The 21,903-nt window shown below is 71.4% G+C and carries 16 protein-coding genes; 11 read left to right on the top strand and 5 right to left on the bottom strand.

The annotated features are described in order from the left end of the window. Positions 1–36: 36 nt before the first annotated feature. The 4 genes from ACZ516_RS10390 to ACZ516_RS10405 form a co-directional block, all read right to left on the bottom strand. A complete protein-coding gene (locus tag ACZ516_RS10390; protein WP_469009568.1) occupies positions 37–2,517 on the bottom strand; it encodes a SpoIIE family protein phosphatase in 2,481 nt (826 codons plus the stop codon). Between the two features lie 160 nt (positions 2,518–2,677). Continuing rightward, positions 2,678–5,101, bottom strand: a complete 2,424-nt coding sequence (locus tag ACZ516_RS10395) for an MFS transporter (protein ID WP_469009570.1) — start codon at positions 5,099–5,101, stop codon at positions 2,678–2,680. 175 nt (positions 5,102–5,276) lie between these two features. Further along, complete coding sequence (locus tag ACZ516_RS10400) at positions 5,277–5,720, bottom strand: SRPBCC family protein (RefSeq protein WP_361084130.1); 444 nt, start codon at positions 5,718–5,720, stop codon at positions 5,277–5,279. Positions 5,721–5,814: 94 nt separating this feature from the next. Then, entirely contained in the window at positions 5,815–7,062 is a 1,248-nt protein-coding gene (locus ACZ516_RS10405) for an SLC13 family permease (protein WP_358589766.1), read from the bottom strand. Between the two features lie 212 nt (positions 7,063–7,274). On the opposite strand from ACZ516_RS10405, the gene ACZ516_RS10410 reads away from it, so the two are divergent. Then, complete coding sequence (locus tag ACZ516_RS10410) at positions 7,275–8,303, top strand: Rv2578c family radical SAM protein (RefSeq protein WP_469009572.1); 1,029 nt, start codon at positions 7,275–7,277, stop codon at positions 8,301–8,303. Positions 8,304–8,441: 138 nt separating this feature from the next. Next, positions 8,442–10,037, top strand: a complete 1,596-nt coding sequence (locus ACZ516_RS10415; RefSeq protein WP_469009574.1) for an alpha/beta hydrolase — start codon at positions 8,442–8,444, stop codon at positions 10,035–10,037. 65 nt (positions 10,038–10,102) lie between these two features. Here the strand turns inward: ACZ516_RS10415 and ACZ516_RS10420 are convergent, their stop codons facing one another. Further along, on the bottom strand, positions 10,103–10,672 hold the full coding sequence (locus ACZ516_RS10420) for an adenylosuccinate lyase (protein ID WP_358909245.1): 570 nt from the start codon (positions 10,670–10,672) through the stop codon (positions 10,103–10,105). Between the two features lie 371 nt (positions 10,673–11,043). Here ACZ516_RS10420 and ACZ516_RS10425 point away from each other — a divergent pair, with 371 nt between their 5' ends. The 9 genes from ACZ516_RS10425 (at position 11,044) to pssA (ending at position 21,900) form a co-directional block, all read left to right on the top strand. Next, positions 11,044–12,825, top strand: coding sequence for a 3-hydroxyacyl-CoA dehydrogenase family protein (locus ACZ516_RS10425; RefSeq protein ID WP_361083897.1), 1,782 nt, complete (start codon positions 11,044–11,046; stop codon positions 12,823–12,825). 94 nt (positions 12,826–12,919) lie between these two features. Then, positions 12,920–13,750 carry a TetR family transcriptional regulator gene (locus ACZ516_RS10430; RefSeq protein ID WP_358585390.1) on the top strand — a complete coding sequence of 277 codons (831 nt, stop codon included), beginning with the start codon at positions 12,920–12,922 and terminating at the stop codon, positions 13,748–13,750. Between the two features lie 392 nt (positions 13,751–14,142). Beyond that, positions 14,143–15,480, top strand: coding sequence for a crotonyl-CoA carboxylase/reductase (ccrA, locus tag ACZ516_RS10435; protein WP_361083893.1), 1,338 nt, complete (start codon positions 14,143–14,145; stop codon positions 15,478–15,480). A gap of 22 nt (positions 15,481–15,502) precedes the next feature. Beyond that, positions 15,503–17,530, top strand: a complete 2,028-nt coding sequence (locus ACZ516_RS10440; RefSeq protein ID WP_358585394.1) for a protein meaA — start codon at positions 15,503–15,505, stop codon at positions 17,528–17,530. Continuing rightward, positions 17,527–18,492 (top strand): HpcH/HpaI aldolase/citrate lyase family protein, encoded by a 966-nt coding sequence (locus ACZ516_RS10445; RefSeq protein ID WP_358585396.1) that lies wholly within the window; start codon positions 17,527–17,529, stop codon positions 18,490–18,492. The genes ACZ516_RS10440 and ACZ516_RS10445 overlap by 4 nt, the downstream gene beginning before the upstream one ends. A gap of 6 nt (positions 18,493–18,498) precedes the next feature. Then, positions 18,499–19,011, top strand: a complete 513-nt coding sequence (locus tag ACZ516_RS10450) for a MaoC family dehydratase (RefSeq protein ID WP_361083890.1) — start codon at positions 18,499–18,501, stop codon at positions 19,009–19,011. Positions 19,012–19,013: 2 nt separating this feature from the next. Beyond that, the gene (locus tag ACZ516_RS10455; RefSeq protein WP_361083887.1) at positions 19,014–20,219 is read left to right on the top strand and encodes an acyl-CoA dehydrogenase family protein; all 1,206 of its coding nucleotides are present in this window, start codon (positions 19,014–19,016) and stop codon (positions 20,217–20,219) included. 171 nt (positions 20,220–20,390) lie between these two features. Continuing rightward, entirely contained in the window at positions 20,391–21,047 is a 657-nt protein-coding gene (locus ACZ516_RS10460; RefSeq protein ID WP_361083884.1) for a phosphatidylserine decarboxylase, read from the top strand. Continuing rightward, complete coding sequence (gene pssA, locus ACZ516_RS10465) at positions 21,034–21,900, top strand: CDP-diacylglycerol--serine O-phosphatidyltransferase (protein ID WP_469009577.1); 867 nt, start codon at positions 21,034–21,036, stop codon at positions 21,898–21,900. The genes ACZ516_RS10460 and pssA overlap by 14 nt, the downstream gene beginning before the upstream one ends. Positions 21,901–21,903 lie beyond the last annotated feature (3 nt).

A 21,903-nucleotide genomic window follows, 5' to 3' on the forward strand; every position in this document is an offset into this window, starting at 1 on the left:
CCAACCGGCTACCGGCTACCGGCTACCGGCTACCGGCTACCGGCGGGGCAGCGTCAGTTCGCACCAGACGGTCTTGCCGGAGTTCGTCCGGCTCGTGCCCCACTCCTTGGCGAGCGAGCTGACGACCCGCAGGCCGCGCCCGAACTCGTCACCGGGGCCCGCGCCGCGCAGCGCGGGGAGGGTGTGGTCGTCGTCCTCGACCTCGCACAGCAGCGTCCCGGAGCGCACCAGGCGCAGGTCGAGACGGGTGCTGCGGGAGTGCCGCACGACGTTGGTGACCAGCTCGCTGACCAGCAGCTCCGCGCTCTCGCCGAGGGCGTCCAGGGACCAGGTCCGCAGCTGGGCGCGGACCAGTCGGCGGGCCCGGCCCACCTCGCCCGGGTCGGGAGTGAGGCGCCAGTGGGCGACGTCGTGCGCGGCGATGCCGTTCAGCCGGGCCATCAGGAGCGCCACGTCGTCCTTGCGACCGCCGCCGGCCGTGTCCGGGAAGGTCGTGGCGAGCGCCCGGATGATCGCGTCGCAGGCCTCGTCCATGGAGGCGGCGGGGTGCGCGGCGGACTCGGTGAGCGTGGCGAGTCCGACGCCGATGTCCTCGCCGCGGACCTCCACGAGGCCGTCGGTGCACATCAGCAGCCGGTCGCCGGGCGCCACCCGCACGCGGACGGACTCGAAGGGGACGCCGCCGACGCCGATGGGCGCCCCGGTGGGCAGGTCGAGGAGTTCGCTGCGGCCGTCCGCCGCGCGGACCAGCACGGGCGGGATGTGGCCGGCGTTGGCGAGATGGAGTTCGCCCGCGATCGGGTCGTAGACCGCGTAGAGGCAGGTGGCGAGGTAGTGCTCGCCGAGGCGCTGGGCGAGGTCGTCGAGATTGCGCAGGAGCTGCTCGGGCGGCAGGTCGAGGGCGGCCATGGTCTGTACGGCCGTGCGCATCTGGCCCATCATCGCGGCGGAGTTCAGGCCGTGGCCCATCACGTCGCCGACGACGAGCGCGGTGCGGGAGCCGGGCAGTTTGACGGAGTCGAACCAGTCGCCGCCGACGCGGCCGAGGAGCGTGCCGGGCAGGTAGCGGGTGGCGATGTCGCAGCCGGACATGCGGGGCCGGATGTGCGGCAGCATGCTGTCCTGGAGGGTGTCGGCGACGGACTCCTGGTAGGTGTACATCCGGGCGTTGTCCAGCACGAGGCCGGCCCGCGCGGCCAGTTCGGCGCCGGTGACGCGGTCCATGTCGTTGAAGACGGGCCGCTCGCGGTGGCGCAGCAGGATCATGAAGCCGAGCACCACATTGCGGGCCTTCAGCGGTACGACGAGCATCGAGCGGTGGTTGATCAGCGGGCGGATGTCACGCTTTTCGAACTGGGAGGCGATGGCGTTGCCCATCTCCTCGGTGATGCGCGGCACGAGCACCGGGTCGCCCGAGGTCATGCACTGGAAGAACGGCGTGTGGGCGGGGAAGGGCATGGACTCGCCGACCGGCACCACGTCGTCCCAGCGGCCGGGCTCGTCGGTGTGCTCCACGGCGACCCGGTGCCAGAGGGTGGTCTCGTCCGGCGGCCCCTCGGGGAAGCCCTCGCCCGCGACGACCTGTTCGCGCAGATAGGTGCCGGCGACGTCCGTGAACCGCGGCACGACGGCCCGGCTGACCTCCAGGATGGTGTGCGAGAGGTCGAGCGAGGAGCCGATGCGGCCGCTGACCTCGTTGAGGAATTCGAGGCGCTCGCGCACCGCCGCGTACTCGAGGTCCTCGCTCTCGTCGTCGCTCCCGTCGTACACGCCGTTCGCGCCGGGCGCGGCCGTCGGCAGGCCGCGGGCGGCGGCCTGCTGGACGCGCCGCTTGCGGGCCTCGCGCTCGGCCCGGCGGGCCACGCCCCAGTCGGGGGTGACGGGGATCCGGTCGTGCCGGCTGAACTCCAGGACCGGATAGCCCAGTTCGAGCACCTGGGCGACGATGCGGGAGCTCTCGTCCACGCTCATGCTCGGCAGGATCTCGGGCAGCCGGCCCGCCAATTCCTCGGCGCCGGGGAAGTCGGTGTGCAGGGCGAAGCCGGGCGTGATCCGCTCGCCCTGCTCGCCCCGCTCGTCCGTGCCGCCCTCGCTGTCGGGCGGCGCCAGCCCGGCGGTGTCGGCGGCGAGCACGAGGAGCCGCTCGGGGCCGGGGCCGATCAGCGGGTAGGCCCACCAGAGCACGTCGACCCGCCCGTCCGCGCGCCCCGGCCCGGTCAGCCGGGCGCGTCCGGCGGCCGGGTAGGAGATCCCTCCGCCGAGGGAGGTCTCCAGGTCGGGCCCGAGACCGTCGTACGCCCCGCGGGGCTCGCGGTCCTCGGGGAGCGCGCCGTGGACGGGGAGCAGGTCGCCCGCGGGGCGGCCCACGGCCTCCTCCTTGGGGTACCCGAACAGGCGGCGCGCGCCGACGCTCCAGTGCGAGACGAGACCCGCGCCGTCCACGACGACCACGGCCAGCGGGATGCGGCCGGCCACGGCACCCGTCGTCACCGGCTCGTCCGGAGTGCCTCGCTCCATGGCGCATGCTCCTTCCCGCGGCGGCGCAAGATCTGGGCCACCGGCAACCACCGTACGGCCGTCACGGGTTGTCGTGTGGTGCAATGCCGGAATTGACCTCGGCCGGAATTCCCCCGGCGTACGCCCCCCTCGGGCCCCTGGGGCAGTCTTTGCCCGTACGTCAGTCCGCGTGCCCCAGTTGGAGGTCCCGCTCGGTGCGGCCGCCGCCCGCGACCTGGAGGACCGTGGCGACCGGCGGGTAGCCCGCCGCGATGACGGTGTACTCGCCGGACGACAGGTCGACGAAGCGGAAGGTGCCGTCCGCGCCGGTGGTCAGGGTGTCGACGACGTTGCCCGCGGCGTCGAGCAGCGTTACGCGCGCGTCCTCGACGGCCCGTCCGCCGCCCGCCCGCACGGTGCCGCGCAGCACGGCGCCGCCGGCCAGCTCCACGTCCTGGCGGGTCTCCCGCGAGGCCTGCACGGTGACGGGCAGCGCGGCGGGCCGGAACGCCGGGGCGCTCGCCGCGAGGGTGTACTCGCCGGCCACCAGCTCGGTGATGACATAGCCGCCCTCGCGGCCGCTGCGGGTGGTGGCGACGACGTCGCCGCGGACGTCCGTGAGGGTGACGGCGGCGTCCCTGACGGGTGTGCCGTCGGCGGTCACCACCGTCCCCGCGAGGCGTCCCGCGCCGCCGAGGACCACGTCCAGCTCGACGGGCCGCTCGCCGACGGTGACGGTGACCGCCTGCGGCTGGTGGCCGCCCGCCGCCGCGATCAGCACGTACGACCCCGAGCCGGGCGTCGACAGGGCGTACCGCCCGTCCACGCCGCTGGCACCGCGCCCGATCTGCTGCCCGGCCACGTCGATGAGGGTGAGGGCCGCGCGGGGCACGACGCTCCCGTCGGGGTGCTGCACGGTGCCGCAGACCGGGATCCCGGCCGCGTGCGCCGTCGCACGGGCGTGCGGGATCGGCGCGGGCTCGGCGGTGGGCGCGTCGGGGGAAGGGGCGCTGGACAACAGGGGGGTCTCCTTGAGGAAGAAGGCGAGCAGCGTGCCGAGGACGAGCACCGGCACCAGATAGAGGAAGATCCGCGGCATCGCGTCGGCGTACGCCTGGATGTAGCCCTCGCGCAGGGGCGCGGGCAGCACGTGGACGAGCTGGGGGGTGACGGACTCGGGGTCGGGCAAGGAGGCGTGCGATCCGGCGGGCAGCCGGTCACCCAGCGCGTCGGCGAGCCGGTCGGCGAAGAGCGTGCCGAAGATCGCGGCGCCCACGCTGCCGCCGATCTGCCGGAAGTAGTTGTGCGCGCTGGTCGCGGTGCCGAGGTCGGCGGGGCGGACGGCGTTCTGCACGGCGAGGATCAGCACGGGCATGACCAGGCCGATGCCCGCGCCGAGCACGGCCATCCAGACGCTGTACTCCAGCCGTGCGGTGCCGGTCTCGAGCCGGGAGAGCAGCCACATGCCGACGGCGGACAGGGCGCCGCCGAGCACGGGGTAGATCTTGTAGCGCCCGGTCCTGCTGATGAGCTGTCCCGAGAGGATCGAGGCGCCCACGACGCCGCCCATCATGGGCAGCATCAGCAGGCCGGACTCGGTGGCGCTCGCCCCGTCGACCATCTGGAGGAAGGTCGGCAGATAGCTGGCGGCCCCGAAGAGGCCGACGCCGACGACCATGCCGATGAGCGAGGTGAGGTTGAAGACCGCGTCGCGGAACAGGCGCGGCGGGATGATCGGTTCCGGGGCGCGGCGCTCCGCGACGAGGAAGAGCAGGCTCGTCACGACGGCGCCGGCGCCCAGGCCGAGGATGACGCGGTCGCCCCAGGCGTACTGGGTCCCGCCCCAGCTGGTGAGCAGCACCAGGCAGGTGGAGGCGGCGGCCAGCAGCAGCGCGCCGAGCACGTCGAGCCGGCCCCTGGCGGCGGGCTTGGGCAGGTGCAGCACGAGGGTGATCACGAGGAGGGTGACCAGGCCGAACGGCACGTTGAAGTAGAAGCACCAGCGCCAGGAGGCGTGGTCGGTGAAGAAGCCGCCGAGCAGCGGGCCGGCGACCGAGGCGAGGCCGAAGGCGGCGCCGATGAGGCCCATGTAGCGGCCGCGCTGCCGGGGCGGCACGATGTCCGCGATGATCGCCTGGACGCCGATCATGAGGCCGCCCGCGCCCATGCCCTGGAGGGCGCGGAAGGCGATGAGCTGGTCCATCGTCCGCGACCACCCGGCGAGCGCGGAGCCGACGACGAAGACGACGATGGCGAACTGGAAGACGCCCTTGCGCCCGAAGAGGTCACCGAGCTTGCCGTAGACGGGCAGGGTGATGGTGGAGGTGAGCAGATAGGCGGTGATCGCCCAGGACATGCGGTCCAGGCCGTGCAGCTCACCGACGATTCTGGGGAGCGCGGTGGCGACGATCATCTGCTCCAGGGCGGCGAGCAGCAGGGCGAGCATCAGCCCGCAGAAGACCAGGCGCACACGGCGCGGGCCCAGCTCGCGCGCGGGCGGGCCGGGCGCCGGGGGCGGCTGCTGCCCCGCTTGTCGTGCGCCGGGGGCCGGGGCAGCCGCCTCGTCGCCCCGCCCCGCGGCCTTCACCAGCGTCGTCCCACCCACGTACCGCTCCCCTCGTCGCGCCTGCGCCGCCTGCTTTCTCGCATTGCGCGACAACGGTGAGCAAGCGCGACGAGTCGGCCTTTTCCGGGGTTACGCGGGCGTATGCGCCGGTCGGAGCCCTACGGCGTACAACGGAGCCGAACAGAAGACCACTCGAAACGGTGAGCGTGAAAAGTTACTTCTCCACCTCGGCGGCGAGGTTGGTGAGGACCGTGTCGTAGATCCGGCCGAGTCCCTTGGGGGCGAAGGTCCGCTCGAAGAAGCCCCCGATGCCGCCGGCGCCGTTCCACACGCTGGTGACGACCACCCGCGCCCTGCCCTCGCCGGCCGGGGTGACCCGCCATGTCGTGACCATGGAGGAGTTGCGGTCCTTCTCGACCAGCTCGCCGTCGGTGGGTTCGGTGACCTCCAGGAGGCAGTCGCGGATGCGCTTGCTGGTGGCCTGGAGCTTCCAGTGGACGAGGGTGCCCTCGCCGTCGCCGCCCTCGCGCACCTCGTACTCGCTGAAGTGCTCCGAAAGGATCTTTCCGCGCGTGCCGTTGTAGTCGGCCAGTGCGTCGAAGACGTCGTCCGGCTGTGCCGCGATGATCCGCTCCGTGGTCGCCTCGACCTGCGCCATTGCTTCCTCCAGCACTTGGTTTCTCGGGGAGTTCAGGGAGAGCCAACCACCCTGCGCTCCGGCCCCCCAAATCGGGTCCCCGCCCAGGGCGCGCTCAGCCCGGCAGGAGGCGCAGCGAGAGCCACAGCGCGAGGGTCGACAGGACGAGGGCGGCGGGGGTGGTGAGCAGGCCGAGGACGGTGAACTCCTTGAGGCCGACGCGGTGTTGGTGCTGGTGGGCGATGCGGCGCCAGAGCAGGGTGGCGAGGGAGCCTGCGTAGGTGAGGTTGGGCCCGATGTTCACGCCGATGAGTACGGCGAGGACCGCGCCGGGGCCGGAGGGCGCGGCCAGCGGGACCAGGGCGAGGACGGCGGGCAGGTTGTTGATGACGTTGGCGAGGAGCGCGGCGAGGGCGGCGGTGCCCAGCAGCGCGGGCAGGGCGGTGCCGTCGGGCAGCACCCGCCCGAGCGCGTCGCCGAGGCCGTTGTCGACCACGGCCCGCACGACGACGCCGAGGGCGAGGACGAAGGCGAGGAACGGCAGCGAGGTGGCGCGCACGATCGCGGCGGGGGTCGTGCGCCGCCGCACGAGGGCGCGCACGGTGAGCACGCCCGCGCCGGCCGCGGCGGCCCAGGCCGGGTCGACGCCGACGGTGGAGGCGACCGCGAACCCGGCGAGCGTGGCCGCGACGGTCACCAGGGCGAAGCGCGGCATCCGAGGGGGCTCCGCGCTCTCGTCGGCGTCGGTCGGGGCGTCGAGGTCGGCGGCGAAGTAGCGCCGGAAGACGGCGTACTCGACCGCGATGGCGACCAGCCACGGCAAGGTCATCAGGAGCGCGAAGCGCGTGAAGCTCAGGCCGGTGGCGGTGAACGCGAGGAGGTTCGTCAGGTTGGAGACCGGGAGCAGCAGGGACGCGGTGTTCGAGAGGTGGGCGCTCGCGTAGACGTGCGGCCGGGGCCGGGCGCCCATGCGGGTGGCGGTGGCGAAGACCACCGGGGTGAGCAGGACCACGGTGGCGTCCAGGCTCAGCGCCGCGGTGATCACCGAGGCCAGGCCGAAGACGGCGGCGAGCAGCCGGCGGGGCCGTCCGCCGGCCCGGCGCGCCATCCAGGTGCCGCAGGCGTGGAAGAGCCCCTCGTCGGCGCAGAGCTTGGCGAGCACGAGTACGGCGGCCAGGAAGCCGATCACCGGCCCGAGCCGGGCCGCCTCGTCGCGCACGTCGGCCGGCGTGATCGCGCCGGCCGCGATCACGACGGCGGCGGCCGGTACGGCGAAGACGGCCTCGGGGCGTCCGAAGGGACGCACGACGGCACAGATCAGGACGACGGCCAGGGCGGCGACGGACAGGAACTCGACGGGCATGCGTCCGATCATGCATCGTGCGTTCGCCCCGCCCGTCACCGGACCCGGTGATTCCGTTAGTGCGTGTCAGCAATCGGGTCGTGCGTGTCGGCTGTCGGGCGGGACGCCTCCGGCGCGGCGAGGTGCTCTCTCGCTCGGGGCGCGGAGCTCCGGGTCGCACGATCAAGGGAACGTATGTTCTATTCTGGGGTCAGTTCTACCGAGGAGGCGTCATGCGCTGGGAGAATCTCTCCGACGGGCCGCGTCAGGGCACCGCCGATCCCGCGCTGTTCGGCGCGGACGCGGTGACGACACGGACGTTCGACACCCCCGAGTTCGCCGGGATCACCTTCCACGAGATCCGGGCCCGCTCGATCGTGAACCGCGTGCCGGGTGCCTCCCGCATGCCGTTCGAATGGACGGTCAACCCGTACCGGGGCTGCACGCACGCGTGCGTCTACTGTTTCGCCCGCAAGACCCACAGCTATCTGGACCTGGACACCGGCCTCGGGTTCGACAGCCAGATCGTCGTCAAGGTCAACGCCGCCGAGCTGCTGCGGCGCCAGCTGGCCTCGCCCCGCTGGCACGGCGACCACATCGCCATGGGCACGAACGTCGACTGCTACCAGCGCGCCGAGGGCCGCTACCGCCTCATGCCGGGGATCATCGCGGCGCTGCGCGAGAGGGGCAACCCCTTCTCCATCCTGACGAAGGGCACGCTCATCCTGCGCGACCTCGATCTGCTGCGGCAGGCCGCCGCGGTGACCGACGTCGGCATCTCCGTCTCCGTCGGCTTCATCGACCAGGAGCTGTGGCGCACCGTCGAGCCGGGCACGCCCGCCCCCGAGCGGCGCCTGGACGTCGTGCGCACCCTGACCGGCCACGGCATCGGCTGCGGGGTCCTGATGGCGCCGGTCATCCCCTTCCTCGGCGACCACCCCGATCAGCTGCGCGCCACGGTGCGGGCCATCGCCGCGTCCGGGGCGACCTCCGTGACACCGCTCGTCCTGCACCTGCGGCCCGGCGCCCGGGAGTGGTTCATGGCGTGGGTGGGCACCCACCACCCCCACCTGGTGCGGCGCTACGAGCGGCTGTACGCGGAGGGCGCCTACGCCCCCAAGTGGTACCAGCGGCGCGTCACACGGCAGGTGCACGAGCTGGCCGAGGAGTTCGGCATCGGCCCCACGCGCGCGGGCGCCCCGCGCCGCGTACGGGCACCCGAGGAGCCGGCGGCCGGGCCCACACAGCTCACACTGCTGTAGGCGGCGGGGCCGCCGAGGCATCGGCGTGCTCCTTTCAGGTACTTCCTCGGCGCAACCGCGACCCCGCGGCCGTGATGTCCGGGACGATGCGCCAGAGGTCGTGGCGGGCACGGCCCGCACCCTCGTCCTGGGAAGCCGATGAAGAAAAGCGCCGTCGCCCTCTGTTCCCTCACCGCGCTCACCGCGCTCGTCGGGCCGGCCGTCGCCGCGCCGCCTCCTTACGAGCGGGCGCGCCCCGCGCACGCCCCGCTCGCGTGGCAGGCGTGCTCCACGAAGGCCCACCCCTCGCTGCAATGCGCCTCGCTGAAGGTCCCGCTCGACCACCGGGAGCCGGACGGCGAGAAGATCACCCTCGCCCTGTCGCGCGTACCGCACACCGCGGACACGTTCCAGGGGCCGCTCCTGGTGAACCCCGGCGGTCCGGGGGCCGGCGGCCTCGCCATGGCCGGCTTCGTGGCGAACGCGCTGCCGAAGAACGTGGCCGCGCAGTACGACGTCATCGGCTTCGACCCGCGCGGCGTCGGCCGGAGCAGGCCGGCCCTCAACTGCCGCCCCGGGCACTTCGCCCCCGTCCGGCCCGACAGCCTTCCGCGCACGCCCGCCCTGGAGCGGGCCAACCTCGACCGGGCCCGCGCCTTCGCCCGGGGATGCGCGGCGAAGCACGGGCACGTCCTGCCGTTCATCGACACGGTGAGCACGGTGCAGGACATGGACGCCATCCGCGCGGCCCTCGGCGCCGAGCGGCTCAACTACTTCGGCTACTCGTACGGCACCTACCTGGGCGCCGTCTACGGAAAGCTGTACCCGCACCGGGTGCGCCGCATGGCGCTGGACTCCCTGGTCGACCCCACGGGCGTCTGGTACGAGGGGAACCTGCGCCAGGATCACGCCTTCGACGCCCGGCACAAGGCGCTCATGGCCTGGATCGCCCGGCACGACGCGGCGTACCGGCTCGGCAAGGACCCCGCCCGGATCGAGGCCAAGTGGTACGCCATGCGCGACGCGCTCGCCCGCAGGCCCGCGGGCAAGAAGGTGGGCGCCGCCGAACTGGAGGACACCTTCCTGCCCGGGGGCTACTTCAACGGCTACTGGCCGCGCCTGGCCGAGGCGTTCGCCGCGTACACGAACGACAAGGACGCCGGTCCGCTCCTCAAGGCGTACGAGAGCCTCGGCGCCACCGACGCGGCGGGCGAGAACAGCTACAGCGTCTATACGGCCATCCAGTGCCGCGACGCGCTGTGGCCCCGCTCCTGGGAGACGTGGCGCGAGGACAACGCCCGGACGTACGCGAAGGCACCGTTCTCCACCTGGAACAACGCCTGGTACAACGCGCCGTGCGCCTTCTGGCCGACGTACCACCTCAGCCAGCCCGACGTCTCCAACTCCGCCCTCCCGCCGGTGTTGTTGCTCCAGGCCACCGACGACCCCGCCACGCCGTACGAGGGCGCCGTCACCCTGCACCGCAAGCTGGCCGGCTCCCGCCTCGTGGTCGAGCGGGGCGGCGGCAACCACGGCGTCTCACTGCGCGGGAACGACTGCCTCGACCGGCACCTGACGGCCTACCTGGCGAGCGGCGAGGTGCCGGACGGGGGCGGCGCGCCGGCCGCCGAGGCGGACGCCGTGTGCGACGCGCCGCCCGAGCCGAAGCCGGCCCGCGCCGGGCACGGCCCCGCCCGCGGCGGGCGCGGGGCGTCGGCGGTGCCCTGGCCCGTCCCGCGGGTCCGGGCGGACTGACCCGCGTCGGCGTCCCGAGGCGCGGCGGGTCCGGCGGGCCGTGGCGAACGGGCGCCGGGCCCGCCTCACTCCGGCAGCCGCGCCAGTGCCGCCGCCGCTGCCGCCGCGAGCCGGGGGTGGGCCCGGGCCTCGCTCAGCACCGGGCGGGCCCGGGCGTCGCCCAGGGCGCCGAGTCCCTCCACGCAGGCGAGGGCGATCTTCCCGTAGGGGTCGTGCGGGGCGAGCCTGCGGCGCAGGGTGGTGATCAGCGCCGGGGCCGACTCGGGGGCGCGCAGCTCCGTGAGCAGCCGCACCGGGTGGAGGGCGTAGGCGACGCGGAGTTCGTTCGTCGCGAGGGCCGCTGCCGCGCGGGCGGTGCGCGGGTCGCCGAGGCGGGCCAGGGCGTGGGCCGCGGCGGCGCAGCGCGGCGGATCGCGGTGGTTGAGGAAGAGGACGAGCGACTCGAAGGCCCTGCGGTCGCCGGCGACACCGAGCCGCACCGCCGCCAACTCCCGCGCCCACAGCGGGCGGCCGGGGGAGACCAGCACCTCGGCCAGCTCGTCGAGGTCGCCGGTCGCGGCCAGCTTCTCGTACTCCCGCGAGGCCCCCGCCTCACGGCGTAAACGCTCCACCACCGTGCGCAACTCCTCATCCATGGCCGCGAGCCTAAGCCTTGCGCGCCGGTCGCGACGTAGATCACAGGGATCGGGGATCCGGACGGGCTGGCGCGCTCGTTACCCGGCGGTTAATCTCATGTGAGCGGGGCACACTCCCCGTGAGCACCTCCTCATGACGGCCTGGTGACGCAGCCGTCATGGATGCACGTCGGTTCGGTACCGCGGACATCCCGGATCTTTCCGGTTGTCCGCCCCAGTACGGCATGGCTCCGGGACAGAGCCGGCCGGCCTCACCGGGCGTGGGCGCAGCGACGCCGCCCGGACACGACACCCGCCTTCCCGCACGCCCCGCGACAGTCACGTGTCCGCGTGCGCCCCTCAGTCGTCACTCTCTTACCAGGAGTCCACGCATGGACACTCCCCTGAACACGGTCGCCGTCATCGGTCTGGGCACCATGGGCACCGGAATCGCCGAGGTCCTGGCCCGCGCGGGCCGCGAGGTCATCGGCATCGACATCAGCCAGGCGGCGGCCACGCGGGCGGTGGCGTCCTTGGAGGCCTCCACCGCGCGGGCCGTGCGCCGCGAGAAGCTCACCGACGAGGAGCGGCGCGACGTCCTCGCCCGCTTCCGCACCTTCACCGACCTCCGGGCCGCGGCCGAGGCCGATCTGGTGATCGAGGTCGTCCCGGAGTCGTACGAGATCAAGCAGCAGGTCATCCGGGAGCTGGACGCGGTGGTGCGTCCCGAGACGATCATCGCGACCGGCACCAACGCGCTGTCCGTGACCCGGCTCGCCGCCGAATCGGCGCGCCCAGAGCGCGTGTTGGGCCTGCACTTCTTCAACCCGGCGCCCGCGATGAAGCTCGTCGAGGTCGTCTCGTCCGTGCTGACCTCCCCCGCCGCCGTCGCCTCGGTGACCGAGCTGGCGCAGGCCCTCGGCAAGGAGCCCGTCGCGGTCGGCGACCGGCCCGGCTTCGTCGCCGACGGGCTGCTCTTCGGCTACCTCAACCAGGCCGCCGCGATGTACGAGGCGAAGTACGCCTCCCGCGAGGACATCGACGCGGCGATGCGGCTGGGCTGCGGCCTGCCGATGGGCCCGCTCGCGCTGCTCGACCTGATCGGCGTGGACACCGCCCGCACCGTCCTCGAGGCCATGTACGCCGAGTCGCACGACCGGCTGCACGCGCCCGCCCCGATCCTCAAGCAGCTCAGCGAGGCCGGCCTGACCGGCCGCAAGACGGGCCGCGGCTTCTACACCTACGCCGCGCCCGGCAGCGCGGACGTGGTGCCCGACGCCCTGACCCCGCTCGCGGGCGAGGGGCGTGTCGAGGGCCGCCCGGTGCGCTCCGTGGGCGTCGCCGGTTCGGGGACGATGGCGTCCGGCATCGCGGAGGTCTTCGCCAAGGCCGGTTACGACGTGGTCCTCGCCGCCCGCACCGACGAGAAGGCGCAGACGGCCAAGGCCCGGATCGGCAAGTCCCTCGCGCGCTCCGTGGACAAGGGAAGGATGACGGCCGAGGCCGCCGCCCTGACGCTGGAGCGGATCACCCCGGCCGGGTCCTACGAGGCGTTCGCCGACGTGGACCTGGCGCTGGAGGCCGTCGCCGAGGACCTGGAGGTCAAGCAGCAGCTCTTCCAGGCGCTCGACAAGGTCTGCAAGCCCGGCGCGATCCTCGCGACCACGACGTCCTCGCTGCCGGTGGTGGCCTGCGCCCGCGCCACCACGCGCCCGCGCGACGTGATCGGCATGCACTTCTTCAACCCGGCCCCGGCGATGAAGCTGGTCGAAGTGGTCCGCACCGTGCTGACCGCGGACGACGTGCACGCCACGGTCCGCGAGGTGTGCGCACGCGTCCGCAAGCACCCGGTGGACTGCGGCGACCGCGCCGGCTTCATCGTGAACGCGCTGCTGTTCCCCTACCTCAACAACGCGATCAAGATGGTCCAGGAGCACTACGCCTCGCTCGACGACATCGACGCCGCGATGAAGCTCGGCGGCGGCTACCCCATGGGGCCCTTCGAGCTCCTGGACGTCGTCGGCCTGGATGTCTCGCTGGCCATCGAGAAGGTGCTGCACCGCGAGTTCCGCGACCCGGGGCTGGCCCCCGCGCCGCTGCTCGAACACCTGGTGGCCGCGGGCTGCCTCGGCCGCAAGACGGGCCGTGGCTTCCGCGAATATGCCCGGCGCTGAGCCGGCCGGAGGGCGGCTGGGGGCGCGGGCGGACTGGGGCGGGCTGCTCGGGCCTCCGGGCGGGCCCGTCCCTCCGGAGCACCGCACCGCGCACATGCAGTACGTTCGTGGCATGTCCAAGGCCGCCAAGACCTCGCGCACGCCCGCCACGCCCGACGCCCCGGAGAGCGCCGCGGGCAGCCGCGCCGCCGCCCAACGGCTCAAGATGCGCAGGGAGCTGGCGGCCGCGGCCATGGAGCTGTTCGCGACCAAGGGGTACGAGGCGACGACGGTCGACGAGATCGCCGCGGCCGCCGGCGTCGCCCGCCGGACCTTCTTCCGGCACTTTCGCTCCAAGGAAGAGGCGATCTTCCCGGACCACGACGACACCCTGATCCGCGCGGAGGCGGTGCTCAACGCGGCGCCCCCGCACGAGCACCCGCTGGACACGGTGTGCCGCGGCATCAAGGAGGTCATGAAGATGTACGCGGCCTCCCCCGCGGTCTCCGTGGAGCGCTACCGCCTCACCCGCGAGGTCCCCACGCTCCGCGAGCGCGAGATCGCCTCGGTGGCCCGCTACGAGAGGCTGTTCACCCGCTATCTCCTCGGCCACTTCGACGAGCACGCGCACCACGACGGCAACGACGACCCGCTGCTCGCCGAGGTGGCGGCCTCCGCGGTGGTCACCGCCCACAACCACGTCCTGCGGCGCTGGCTGCGGGCGGGCGGGCAGGGCGACGTGGAGAGCCAGCTGGACCACGCCTTCGCGATCGTGCGGCGCACCTTCGGCACGGGCATCGGCGCCGGGCGCGACACCCTGCCCCCGGCGGGCGCGCCGACGGCGTCCGCCCACGGTGAGGTCCTGGTCACGGTGGCACGGACGGACGCCCCGCTGGACGAGGTCATGCGGACCATCGAGAAGGCGCTCAGAGAGCGCGCGTCTTAGCCCTTTTCGCCTACTTCGTCCTGAGCTTTCGAGGGGCCGCTACCGGCTGGTAGTGGCCCCTTCGCCATGTCGTCACCCCTTCTGACCTGCACTGATCGATCATCGGTCAAAAATTAGTGGCACCCAGTGTCTTGCCGACTGGCACGCGGTGCCATACGTTGATGTTGTCCGGGCGGCCGGCGTACAGAGATCCTCCGTACACCGGCTGTCCCCGCAAGCCCCGGCTTGTGCGCCCGGACGCCTGCGTCACAGGCACCTCCCACGCCCCACCAAGGCGTCGCCGAGCACCACCCTTCGCCGAACCGACGGCACACCTCCCCCGCACCACCAGCACCCCGACGCAACCCTCAAGCAGCGCCACCGCAGAGCGCTTCTTCGCCGGAGGCAACACCGTGAAGGAAATCCTGGACGCGATCCAGTCGCAGGACGCCAAGTCCGCCGACTTCGCCGCTCTCCCCCTGCCCGACTCGTACCGCGCGATCACCGTGCACAAGGACGAGACGGAGATGTTCGCCGGTCTGGAGACCCGCGAGAAGGACCCGCGCAAGTCGATCCACCTGGACGACGTGCCGGTCCCCGAACTCGGCCCCGGCGAGGCCCTGGTGGCCGTCATGGCCTCCTCCGTGAACTACAACTCCGTGTGGACCTCGATCTTCGAGCCGGTCTCCACCTTCAGCTTCCTGGAGCGCTACGGCCGCCTGAGCGAGCTGACCAAGCGGCACGACCTGCCGTACCACATCATCGGCTCCGACCTGGCGGGCGTGGTGCTGCGCACCGGCCCCGGCGTGAACTCCTGGAAGCCCGGTGACGAGGTCGTCGCGCACTGTCTGAGCGTCGAGCTGGAGTCCTCCGACGGCCACAACGACACGATGCTCGACCCCGAGCAGCGCATCTGGGGCTTCGAGACCAACTTCGGCGGCCTCGCCGAGATCGCGCTCGTCAAGTCCAACCAGCTGATGCCGAAGCCGGACCACCTGAGCTGGGAGGAGGCCGCCTCCCCCGGCCTGGTGAACTCCACCGCGTACCGCCAGCTGGTCTCCCGCAACGGCGCCGCCATGAAGCAGGGCGACAACGTCCTGATCTGGGGCGCGAGCGGCGGACTCGGCTCGTACGCCACGCAGTTCGCGCTGGCCGGCGGCGCCAACCCCATCTGCGTGGTCAGCAGCCCCCAGAAGGCGGAGATCTGCCGCGCCATGGGCGCCGACGCGATCATCGACCGCAACGCCGAGGGCTACAAGTTCTGGAAGGACGAGCGCACCCAGGACCCCAAGGAGTGGAAGCGCTTCGGCAAGCGCATCCGCGAACTCACCGGCGGCGAGGACATCGACATCGTCTTCGAGCACCCCGGCCGCGAGACCTTCGGCGCCTCCGTCTACGTGACCCGCAAGGGCGGCACCATCACCACCTGCGCCTCGACCTCGGGCTACATGCACGAGTACGACAACCGCTACCTGTGGATGTCCCTCAAGCGCATCATCGGCTCGCACTTCGCGAACTACCGCGAGGCGTGGGAGGCCAACCGCCTGATCGCCAAGGGCAAGATCCACCCGACGCTCTCCAAGGTGTACTCCCTGGAGGACACCGGCCAGGCCGCCTACGACGTGCACCGCAACCTCCACCAGGGCAAGGTCGGCGTCCTCGCCCTCGCCCCCCAGGAGGGCCTCGGCGTGCGGGACCCGGAGAAGCGGGCGAAGCACATCGACGCCATCAACCGCTTCCGCAACGTCTGAACGCCCTAAGGAGCAGCGGGACATGACAGAGCGCCAGAAGGACCGGCCGTGGCTCATGCGGACGTACGCCGGTCATTCCACGGCGGAGGCGTCCAACGAGTTGTACCGGCGCAACCTCGCCAAGGGTCAGACGGGCCTGTCGGTCGCGTTCGACCTGCCCACCCAGACCGGCTACGACCCCGACCACATCCTCGCCCGCGGCGAGGTCGGCCGGGTCGGCGTACCGGTCTCCCACCTCGGCGACATGCGACGGCTGTTCCAGGACATCCCCCTGGAGCAGATGAACACCTCGATGACGATCAACGCCACCGCCATGTGGCTGCTGGCGCTCTACCAGGTGGTCGCCGAGGAGCAGGGCGCGGACATCACCAAGCTCCAGGGGACGACGCAGAACGACATCGTCAAGGAGTACCTCTCGCGCGGGACGCACGTCTTCCCGCCGGTGCCCTCCCTGCGCCTGACCACCGACATGATCACGTACACGGTGGCCCACCTCCCCAGGTGGAACCCCATCAACATCTGCAGCTACCACCTCCAGGAGGCGGGGGCCACACCGGTCCAGGAGATCGCGTACGCGATGTCCACCGCCATCGCGGTTCTCGATGCCGTACGCGACTCGGGGCAGGTTCCCGAGGAGAAGTTCGGGGACGTCGTGGCCCGCATCTCCTTCTTTGTGAACGCGGGTGTCCGCTTCATCGAGGAGATGTGCAAGATGCGGGCGTTCGGGCGGATCTGGGATCAGGTCACGCGCGAGCGGTACGGCATCGAGAACCCCAAACAGCGCCGGTTCCGCTACGGCGTGCAGGTCAACTCCCTCGGTCTGACCGAGGCCCAGCCCGAGAACAACGTCCAGCGCATCGTGCTCGAAATGCTGGCCGTCACGCTCTCCAAGGACGCCCGCGCGCGTGCCGTGCAGCTTCCGGCCTGGAACGAGGCGCTGGGGCTGCCGAGGCCCTGGGACCAGCAGTGGTCCCTGCGCATTCAGCAGGTCCTCGCGCACGAGAGCGACCTGCTGGAGTACGAGGACATCTTCGACGGCTCGCACGTCGTGGAGGCCAAGGTCGCCTCCCTGGTCGAGGAGTCCCTCGCCGAGATGGACCGCATCGAGCGGATGGGCGGCGCGATGGCCGCCGTCGAGTCGGGCTACCTGAAGTCCCAGCTCGTCTCCTCGCACGCCGAGCGCCGGGCGCGCATCGAGTCCGGCGAGGAGAAGATCGTCGGTGTGAACTCGTACGAGTCGACCGAGCCGAGTCCGCTCACCGCCGACCTGGACGGGGCGATCATGACGGTTGACCCGGCGGTCGAGGCGCGCGTGGTGAGCGCCCTCAAGGACTGGCGCGACAACCGCTACCAGCCGCCGTTCAACCACCCCCGGCCCTGCAAGGCCCTGGAGCGGCTCAAGGAAGTCGCCGCGGGGACGGGCAACCTCATGGAGGCCACCCTGGAGTGCGCGCGCGCCGGTGTGACGACCGGCGAGTGGGCCGGCGCCCTGCGGGAGGTCTTCGGGGAGTTCCGGGCGCCCACGGGCGTCTCCAGCGCTCCGGTGGCCGTCACCGCCGAGGCGGGCACGCCGCTCGCCCTGGTCCGCGAGAAGGTCGCCAAGACGGCCGCGGACCTCGGCGTCGGCAAGCTGCGCTTCCTGGTGGGCAAGCCGGGTCTCGACGGTCACTCCAACGGCGCCGAGCAGATCGCGGTGCGCGCGCGGGACGCCGGCTTCGAGGTGGTCTACCAGGGGATCAGGCTCACGCCCGAGCAGATCGTCGACGCGGCGCTCGCCGAGGACGTGCACGCGGTGGGTTTGTCGATCCTCTCCGGGTCGCACGCCGAACTCGTGCCGGACGTCCTGGTGCGCCTGCGCGAGGCGGGGGCGCGCGACATCCCCGTCATCGCGGGCGGCATCATCCCCCACAGCGACGCCGAGGACCTGCTGGCGGCGGGTGTCGCCGCCGTCTTCACGCCCAAGGACTTCGGCATCACGGAGATCATCGGCCGTATCGTCGACGAGATCCGGAAAGCGAACAAGCTCGACCCTCTGGAGGTCCCCGCATGACCCACCCCGTGAACCGGCTGCGCCCCCGCCGCTCGTGTCTGGCGGTCCCCGGCTCGAACCCGCGCTTCCTGGAGAAGGCCCAGGGCCTGCCGGCCGACCAGGTCTTCCTCGACCTGGAGGACGCCTGCGCGCCGCTCGCCAAGCCGGAGGCCCGGCACACCATCGTCAAGTTCCTCAACGAGGGCGACTGGACGGGCAAGACGCGGGTCGTGCGCGTCAACGACTGGACGACCGAGTGGACCTACCGCGACGTCGTGACCGTCGTCGAGGGCGCGGGCCAGAACCTCGACTGCATCATGCTGCCGAAGGTGCAGACGGCCGATCAGGTCGTCGCCCTCGACCTGCTGCTCACCCAGATCGAGAAGACGGTCGGCCTGGAGGTCGGCAAGATCGGCATCGAGGCGCAGATCGAGAACGCGCGCGGCCTCAACAACGTCAACGCCATCGCCGAGGCCTCCCCGCGCGTGGAGACGATCATTTTCGGCCCGGCCGACTTCATGGCCTCCATCAACATGAAGTCCCTGGTCGTCGGCGAGCAGCCGCCCGGTTACCCCGCGGACGCCTACCACTTCATCCTGATGAAGATCCTGATGGCCGCCCGCGCCAACAACCTCCAGGCGATCGACGGCCCCTACCTCCAGATCAAGAACGTCGACGGCTACCGCGAGGTCGCGAACCGCGCCGCCGCCCTCGGCTTCGACGGCAAGTGGGTCCTGCACCCCGGCCAGGTGGAGGCCGCCAACGAGGTCTTCTCGCCCTCGCAGGAGGACTTCGACCACGCCGAGCTGATCCTGGACGCGTACGAGTACTACACGTCCGAGGCGGGCGGCAAGAAGGGCTCGGCGATGCTCGGCGACGAGATGATCGACGAGGCCAGCCGGAAGATGGCGCTGGTCATCTCCGGGAAGGGCCGTGCGGCCGGAATGACCCGCACGTCCACGTTCGAGGCCCCGGAGGCGTAAGACACCATGCAGTTCGGCCGCACCTACGAAGAGTTCGAAGTCGGCGCCGTGTACAAGCACTGGCCCGGAAAGACGGTCACCGAGTACGACGACCACCTCTTCTGCCTGCTCACCATGAACCACCACCCCCTCCACATGGACAGCAACTATGCGGAGAAGACGACCGACTTCGGCAAGAACGTCGTCGTGGGCAACTACATCTACTCGCTGCTCCTCGGCATGTCCGTGCCCGACGTCTCCGGCAAGGCCATCGCCAACCTGGAGGTCGAGTCGCTCAAGCACGTGGCGCCGACCTTCCACGGCGACACCATCTACGGCGAGACGACCGTCCTGGACAAGACGCCCTCGAAGTCCAAGAGCGACCGCGGGATCGTCCACGTGGAGACCAAGGGCTACAAGCAGGACGGCACCCTGGTCTGCGTGTTCCGCCGCAAGGTGATGGTGCCCACCGAGACGTACATCAAGGAGCGCGGCGGCGAGCAGCCCGGCCGCCCGGAGCCGAAGAGCCAGGAGAAGTAGCCATGAGCCGACTCGCCCAGACCGCCGGTCTCACCGACGTCCAGCAGGAGATCCTGGCCACCGTCCGGGACTTCGTCGACAAGGAGATCATCCCTGTCGCGACCCAGCTCGAACACCGTGACGAGTACCCCCAGCAGATCGTGGACGGCCTCAAGGAGTTGGGCCTGTTCGGCCTGATGATCCCCGAGGAGTACGGCGGTCTGGGCGAGTCGCTGCTCACGTACGCGCTGTGCGTCGAGGAGATCGCGCGTGGCTGGATGTCGGTCTCCGGCATCATCAACACCCACTTCATCGTCGCCTACATGCTCAAGCAGCACGGCACGCAGGAGCAGCGGGACACCTTCCTGCCCCGGATGGCGGCCGGCGAGGTGCGCGGGGCGTTCTCCATGTCGGAACCGGGGCTCGGCTCCGATGTGTCGGCCATCACGTCCAAGGGCGTGCGGGACGGCGACGACTACGTCCTGAACGGCCAGAAGATGTGGCTCACCAACGGCGGAACGTCCACTTTGGTGGCTGTTCTGTGCCGAAGTGACGAAGGACACCCCGAGGGCACGGCGCCCCACAAGTCGATGACGACGTTCCTCGTGGAGAAGGAGCCCGGCTTCGGCGAGGTCCGGCCCGGTCTGACCATCCCGGGCAAGATCGACAAGATGGGCTACAAGGGCGTCGACACGACCGAGCTCATCATGGACGACCTGCGAATTCCGGCCAATCGGGTGCTCGGCGGGACCACCGGCCGAGGGTTTTACCAAATGATGGACGGTGTCGAGGTCGGCCGGGTGAATGTCGCGGCACGTGGCTGCGGCGTCGCTCAGCGTGCGTTCGAACTGGGCGTCTCGTATGCCCAGCAACGCCACACTTTCGGCAAGCCGATCGCCCAGCACCAGGCGATTCAGTTCAAGTTGGCCGAGATGGCCACCAAGGTCGAGGCCGCCCATGCGATGATGGTGAACGCGGCACGCAAAAAGGACTCCGGGGAGCGAAACGACCTCGAAGCAGGGATGGCGAAGTACCTCGCCTCCGAGTACTGCAAGGAAGTCGTCGAGGACGCGTTCCGGATTCACGGCGGCTACGGCTTCTCGAAGGAGTACGAGATCGAGCGCCTCTACCGGGAGGCGCCGATGCTGCTGATCGGTGAAGGTACCGCCGAGATCCAGAAAATGATCATTGGTCGTCGACTGCTCGAAGAGTATCGGTTCCAGGGCTAGATGCCCGGTTTGGGGCGTTTTCTTCGCGAAGAAGATCACACCCTGTCAACACTCTTCGGCCGTCGACTCGGCTTCCTCGCTTGCCCAGTTGCGGCTCGCAACCGATACCATCCGGAGAAAGCCGCCGTCCCCCGTATCACCGCGCGGCATCATCCGCTACGAAGGTCATCCATGCCCCACAGCCAAACCTCTGCACCACGCGACGGCATTCTTCAGGGACGCCTTGCTCGCGGAGCATCGCCGTGGCTCCTGCCGACCGTCGCCACCGCGGCACTCAGCCTCGTCCGCGCGCGCCGCTCCAAGGGCGCCGCGGCCGTCGCCGTTCCCGCCACCGCTCTGGCGGCGGGAATGCTGTGGTTCTTCCGCGACCCCGAGCGCGAGATCGCTCAGGGCCGGGTCATCTCCCCCGCCGACGGCGTGGTGCAGAGCATCATGCCGTGGAAGGACGGGCGGACCCGCGTCGCCATCTTCATGAGCCCGCTGAACGTCCACGTCAACCGCGCCCCCCTCGCGGGCACGGTGACGTCCGTGGAACACATCCCCGGCGGGTTCGTCCCGGCGTTCAACAAGGAGAGCGAGAACAACGAGCGCGTTGTCTGGCACTTCGACACCGAGCTCGGCGACATCGAGATGATCCAGATCGCGGGCGCGGTCGCCCGGCGCATCGTGCCCTACGTGCCCCAGGGCACGAAGGTGGAGCAGGGCGAGCGGATCGGCCTGATCCGCTTCGGCTCGCGCGTCGACATCTACCTCCCCGAGGGTGTCGAGGCGGACGTCGAGGTCGGGCAGAAGACCGTGGCAGGGGTGACTCGCATTGACCGTGGTTGATCCCGAGACACAGGCCGGCTGGGTGCCGGAGGCGGGGATGCGGGACGACGAGTCCCTCGACGGCGACGAGATGCCGCTGTCCATGCGCCTGTCGATAGCGGACACCCTCACGCTCGGCAACGCCACGTGCGGGTTCATGGCGGTGTACTTCACCACCACGGGCATCCTCATCCCGTACGTCCAGGGCAGCACCGAGAGCGGCATGGCGCGGCACTCCGCCGCGACCGCCGTGATCCTCATGCTCTGCGCGGCCGTCTTCGACCTCTTCGACGGGCTCGTGGCCCGCAAGCTGCGGTCCTCGCCGATGGGCGCCGAGCTGGACAACCTCTCGGACCTGATCAGCTTCGGTCTGGCCCCCGCCTACTTCGTGCTCGTCTACGGCATGGTCGCCGACGACGCGCACCAGCGGGTGGCGGCGGTGGGTGCGATCGTGGTGCTCCTGGCGGTGGTGCTGCGGCTCGCGCGGTTCAGTTGCGTGACCGTGAAGGACGGCACCTTCCAGGGCATGCCCTCGCCCTTTGGGGCGCTGACGGTCGTCTCGATCGTGCTCCTGGAGCTGCCCTTCGTGGCGACGCTCCTCGCGATCATCGGCACGGCGTGGCTCATGGTCAGCCGCGTGGAGTACCCCAAGCCGCGCGGCCCCCTCGCGGTGGCCATGCTCGCGTGGATCGTCGCGGCCATGGGGCTGCTCGCGGCCTGGGCGTTCGACGCGCCGGGCGGCCAGCTGCTCCTGCAGACCGGCTGCGCGCTCCAGGCGGTCCTCGGCGCGGTGATCCCCCTGTTCGCCACGGCCCGCAGGGTGAACAACTTCCGCGACAACCGGCGTGAGGCCCGAGCGGCGCAGGTGCCGTAACGG

Source organism: Streptomyces sp. NPDC034037 (assembly GCF_055575715.1).

What these genes read in the sequence shown, in the direction of transcription:
- ACZ516_RS10390 (WP_469009568.1), bottom strand. Translation starts at nt 2,517, where the DNA reads ATGGAGCGAGGCACTCCGGACGAGCCGGTGACGACGGGTGCCGTGGCC.
- ACZ516_RS10400 (WP_361084130.1), bottom strand. Translation starts at nt 5,720, where the DNA reads ATGGCGCAGGTCGAGGCGACCACGGAGCGGATCATCGCGGCACAGCCG.
- ACZ516_RS10405 (WP_358589766.1), bottom strand. Translation starts at nt 7,062, where the DNA reads ATGCCCGTCGAGTTCCTGTCCGTCGCCGCCCTGGCCGTCGTCCTGATC.
- ACZ516_RS10410 (WP_469009572.1), top strand. Translation starts at nt 7,275, where the DNA reads ATGCGCTGGGAGAATCTCTCCGACGGGCCGCGTCAGGGCACCGCCGAT.
- ACZ516_RS10415 (WP_469009574.1), top strand. Translation starts at nt 8,442, where the DNA reads ATGAAGAAAAGCGCCGTCGCCCTCTGTTCCCTCACCGCGCTCACCGCG.
- ACZ516_RS10420 (WP_358909245.1), bottom strand. Translation starts at nt 10,672, where the DNA reads ATGGATGAGGAGTTGCGCACGGTGGTGGAGCGTTTACGCCGTGAGGCG.
- ACZ516_RS10425 (WP_361083897.1), top strand. Translation starts at nt 11,044, where the DNA reads ATGGACACTCCCCTGAACACGGTCGCCGTCATCGGTCTGGGCACCATG.
- ACZ516_RS10430 (WP_358585390.1), top strand. Translation starts at nt 12,920, where the DNA reads ATGCAGTACGTTCGTGGCATGTCCAAGGCCGCCAAGACCTCGCGCACG.
- ACZ516_RS10440 (WP_358585394.1), top strand. Translation starts at nt 15,503, where the DNA reads ATGACAGAGCGCCAGAAGGACCGGCCGTGGCTCATGCGGACGTACGCC.
- ACZ516_RS10445 (WP_358585396.1), top strand. Translation starts at nt 17,527, where the DNA reads ATGACCCACCCCGTGAACCGGCTGCGCCCCCGCCGCTCGTGTCTGGCG.
- ACZ516_RS10450 (WP_361083890.1), top strand. Translation starts at nt 18,499, where the DNA reads ATGCAGTTCGGCCGCACCTACGAAGAGTTCGAAGTCGGCGCCGTGTAC.
- ACZ516_RS10455 (WP_361083887.1), top strand. Translation starts at nt 19,014, where the DNA reads ATGAGCCGACTCGCCCAGACCGCCGGTCTCACCGACGTCCAGCAGGAG.
- ACZ516_RS10460 (WP_361083884.1), top strand. Translation starts at nt 20,391, where the DNA reads ATGCCCCACAGCCAAACCTCTGCACCACGCGACGGCATTCTTCAGGGA.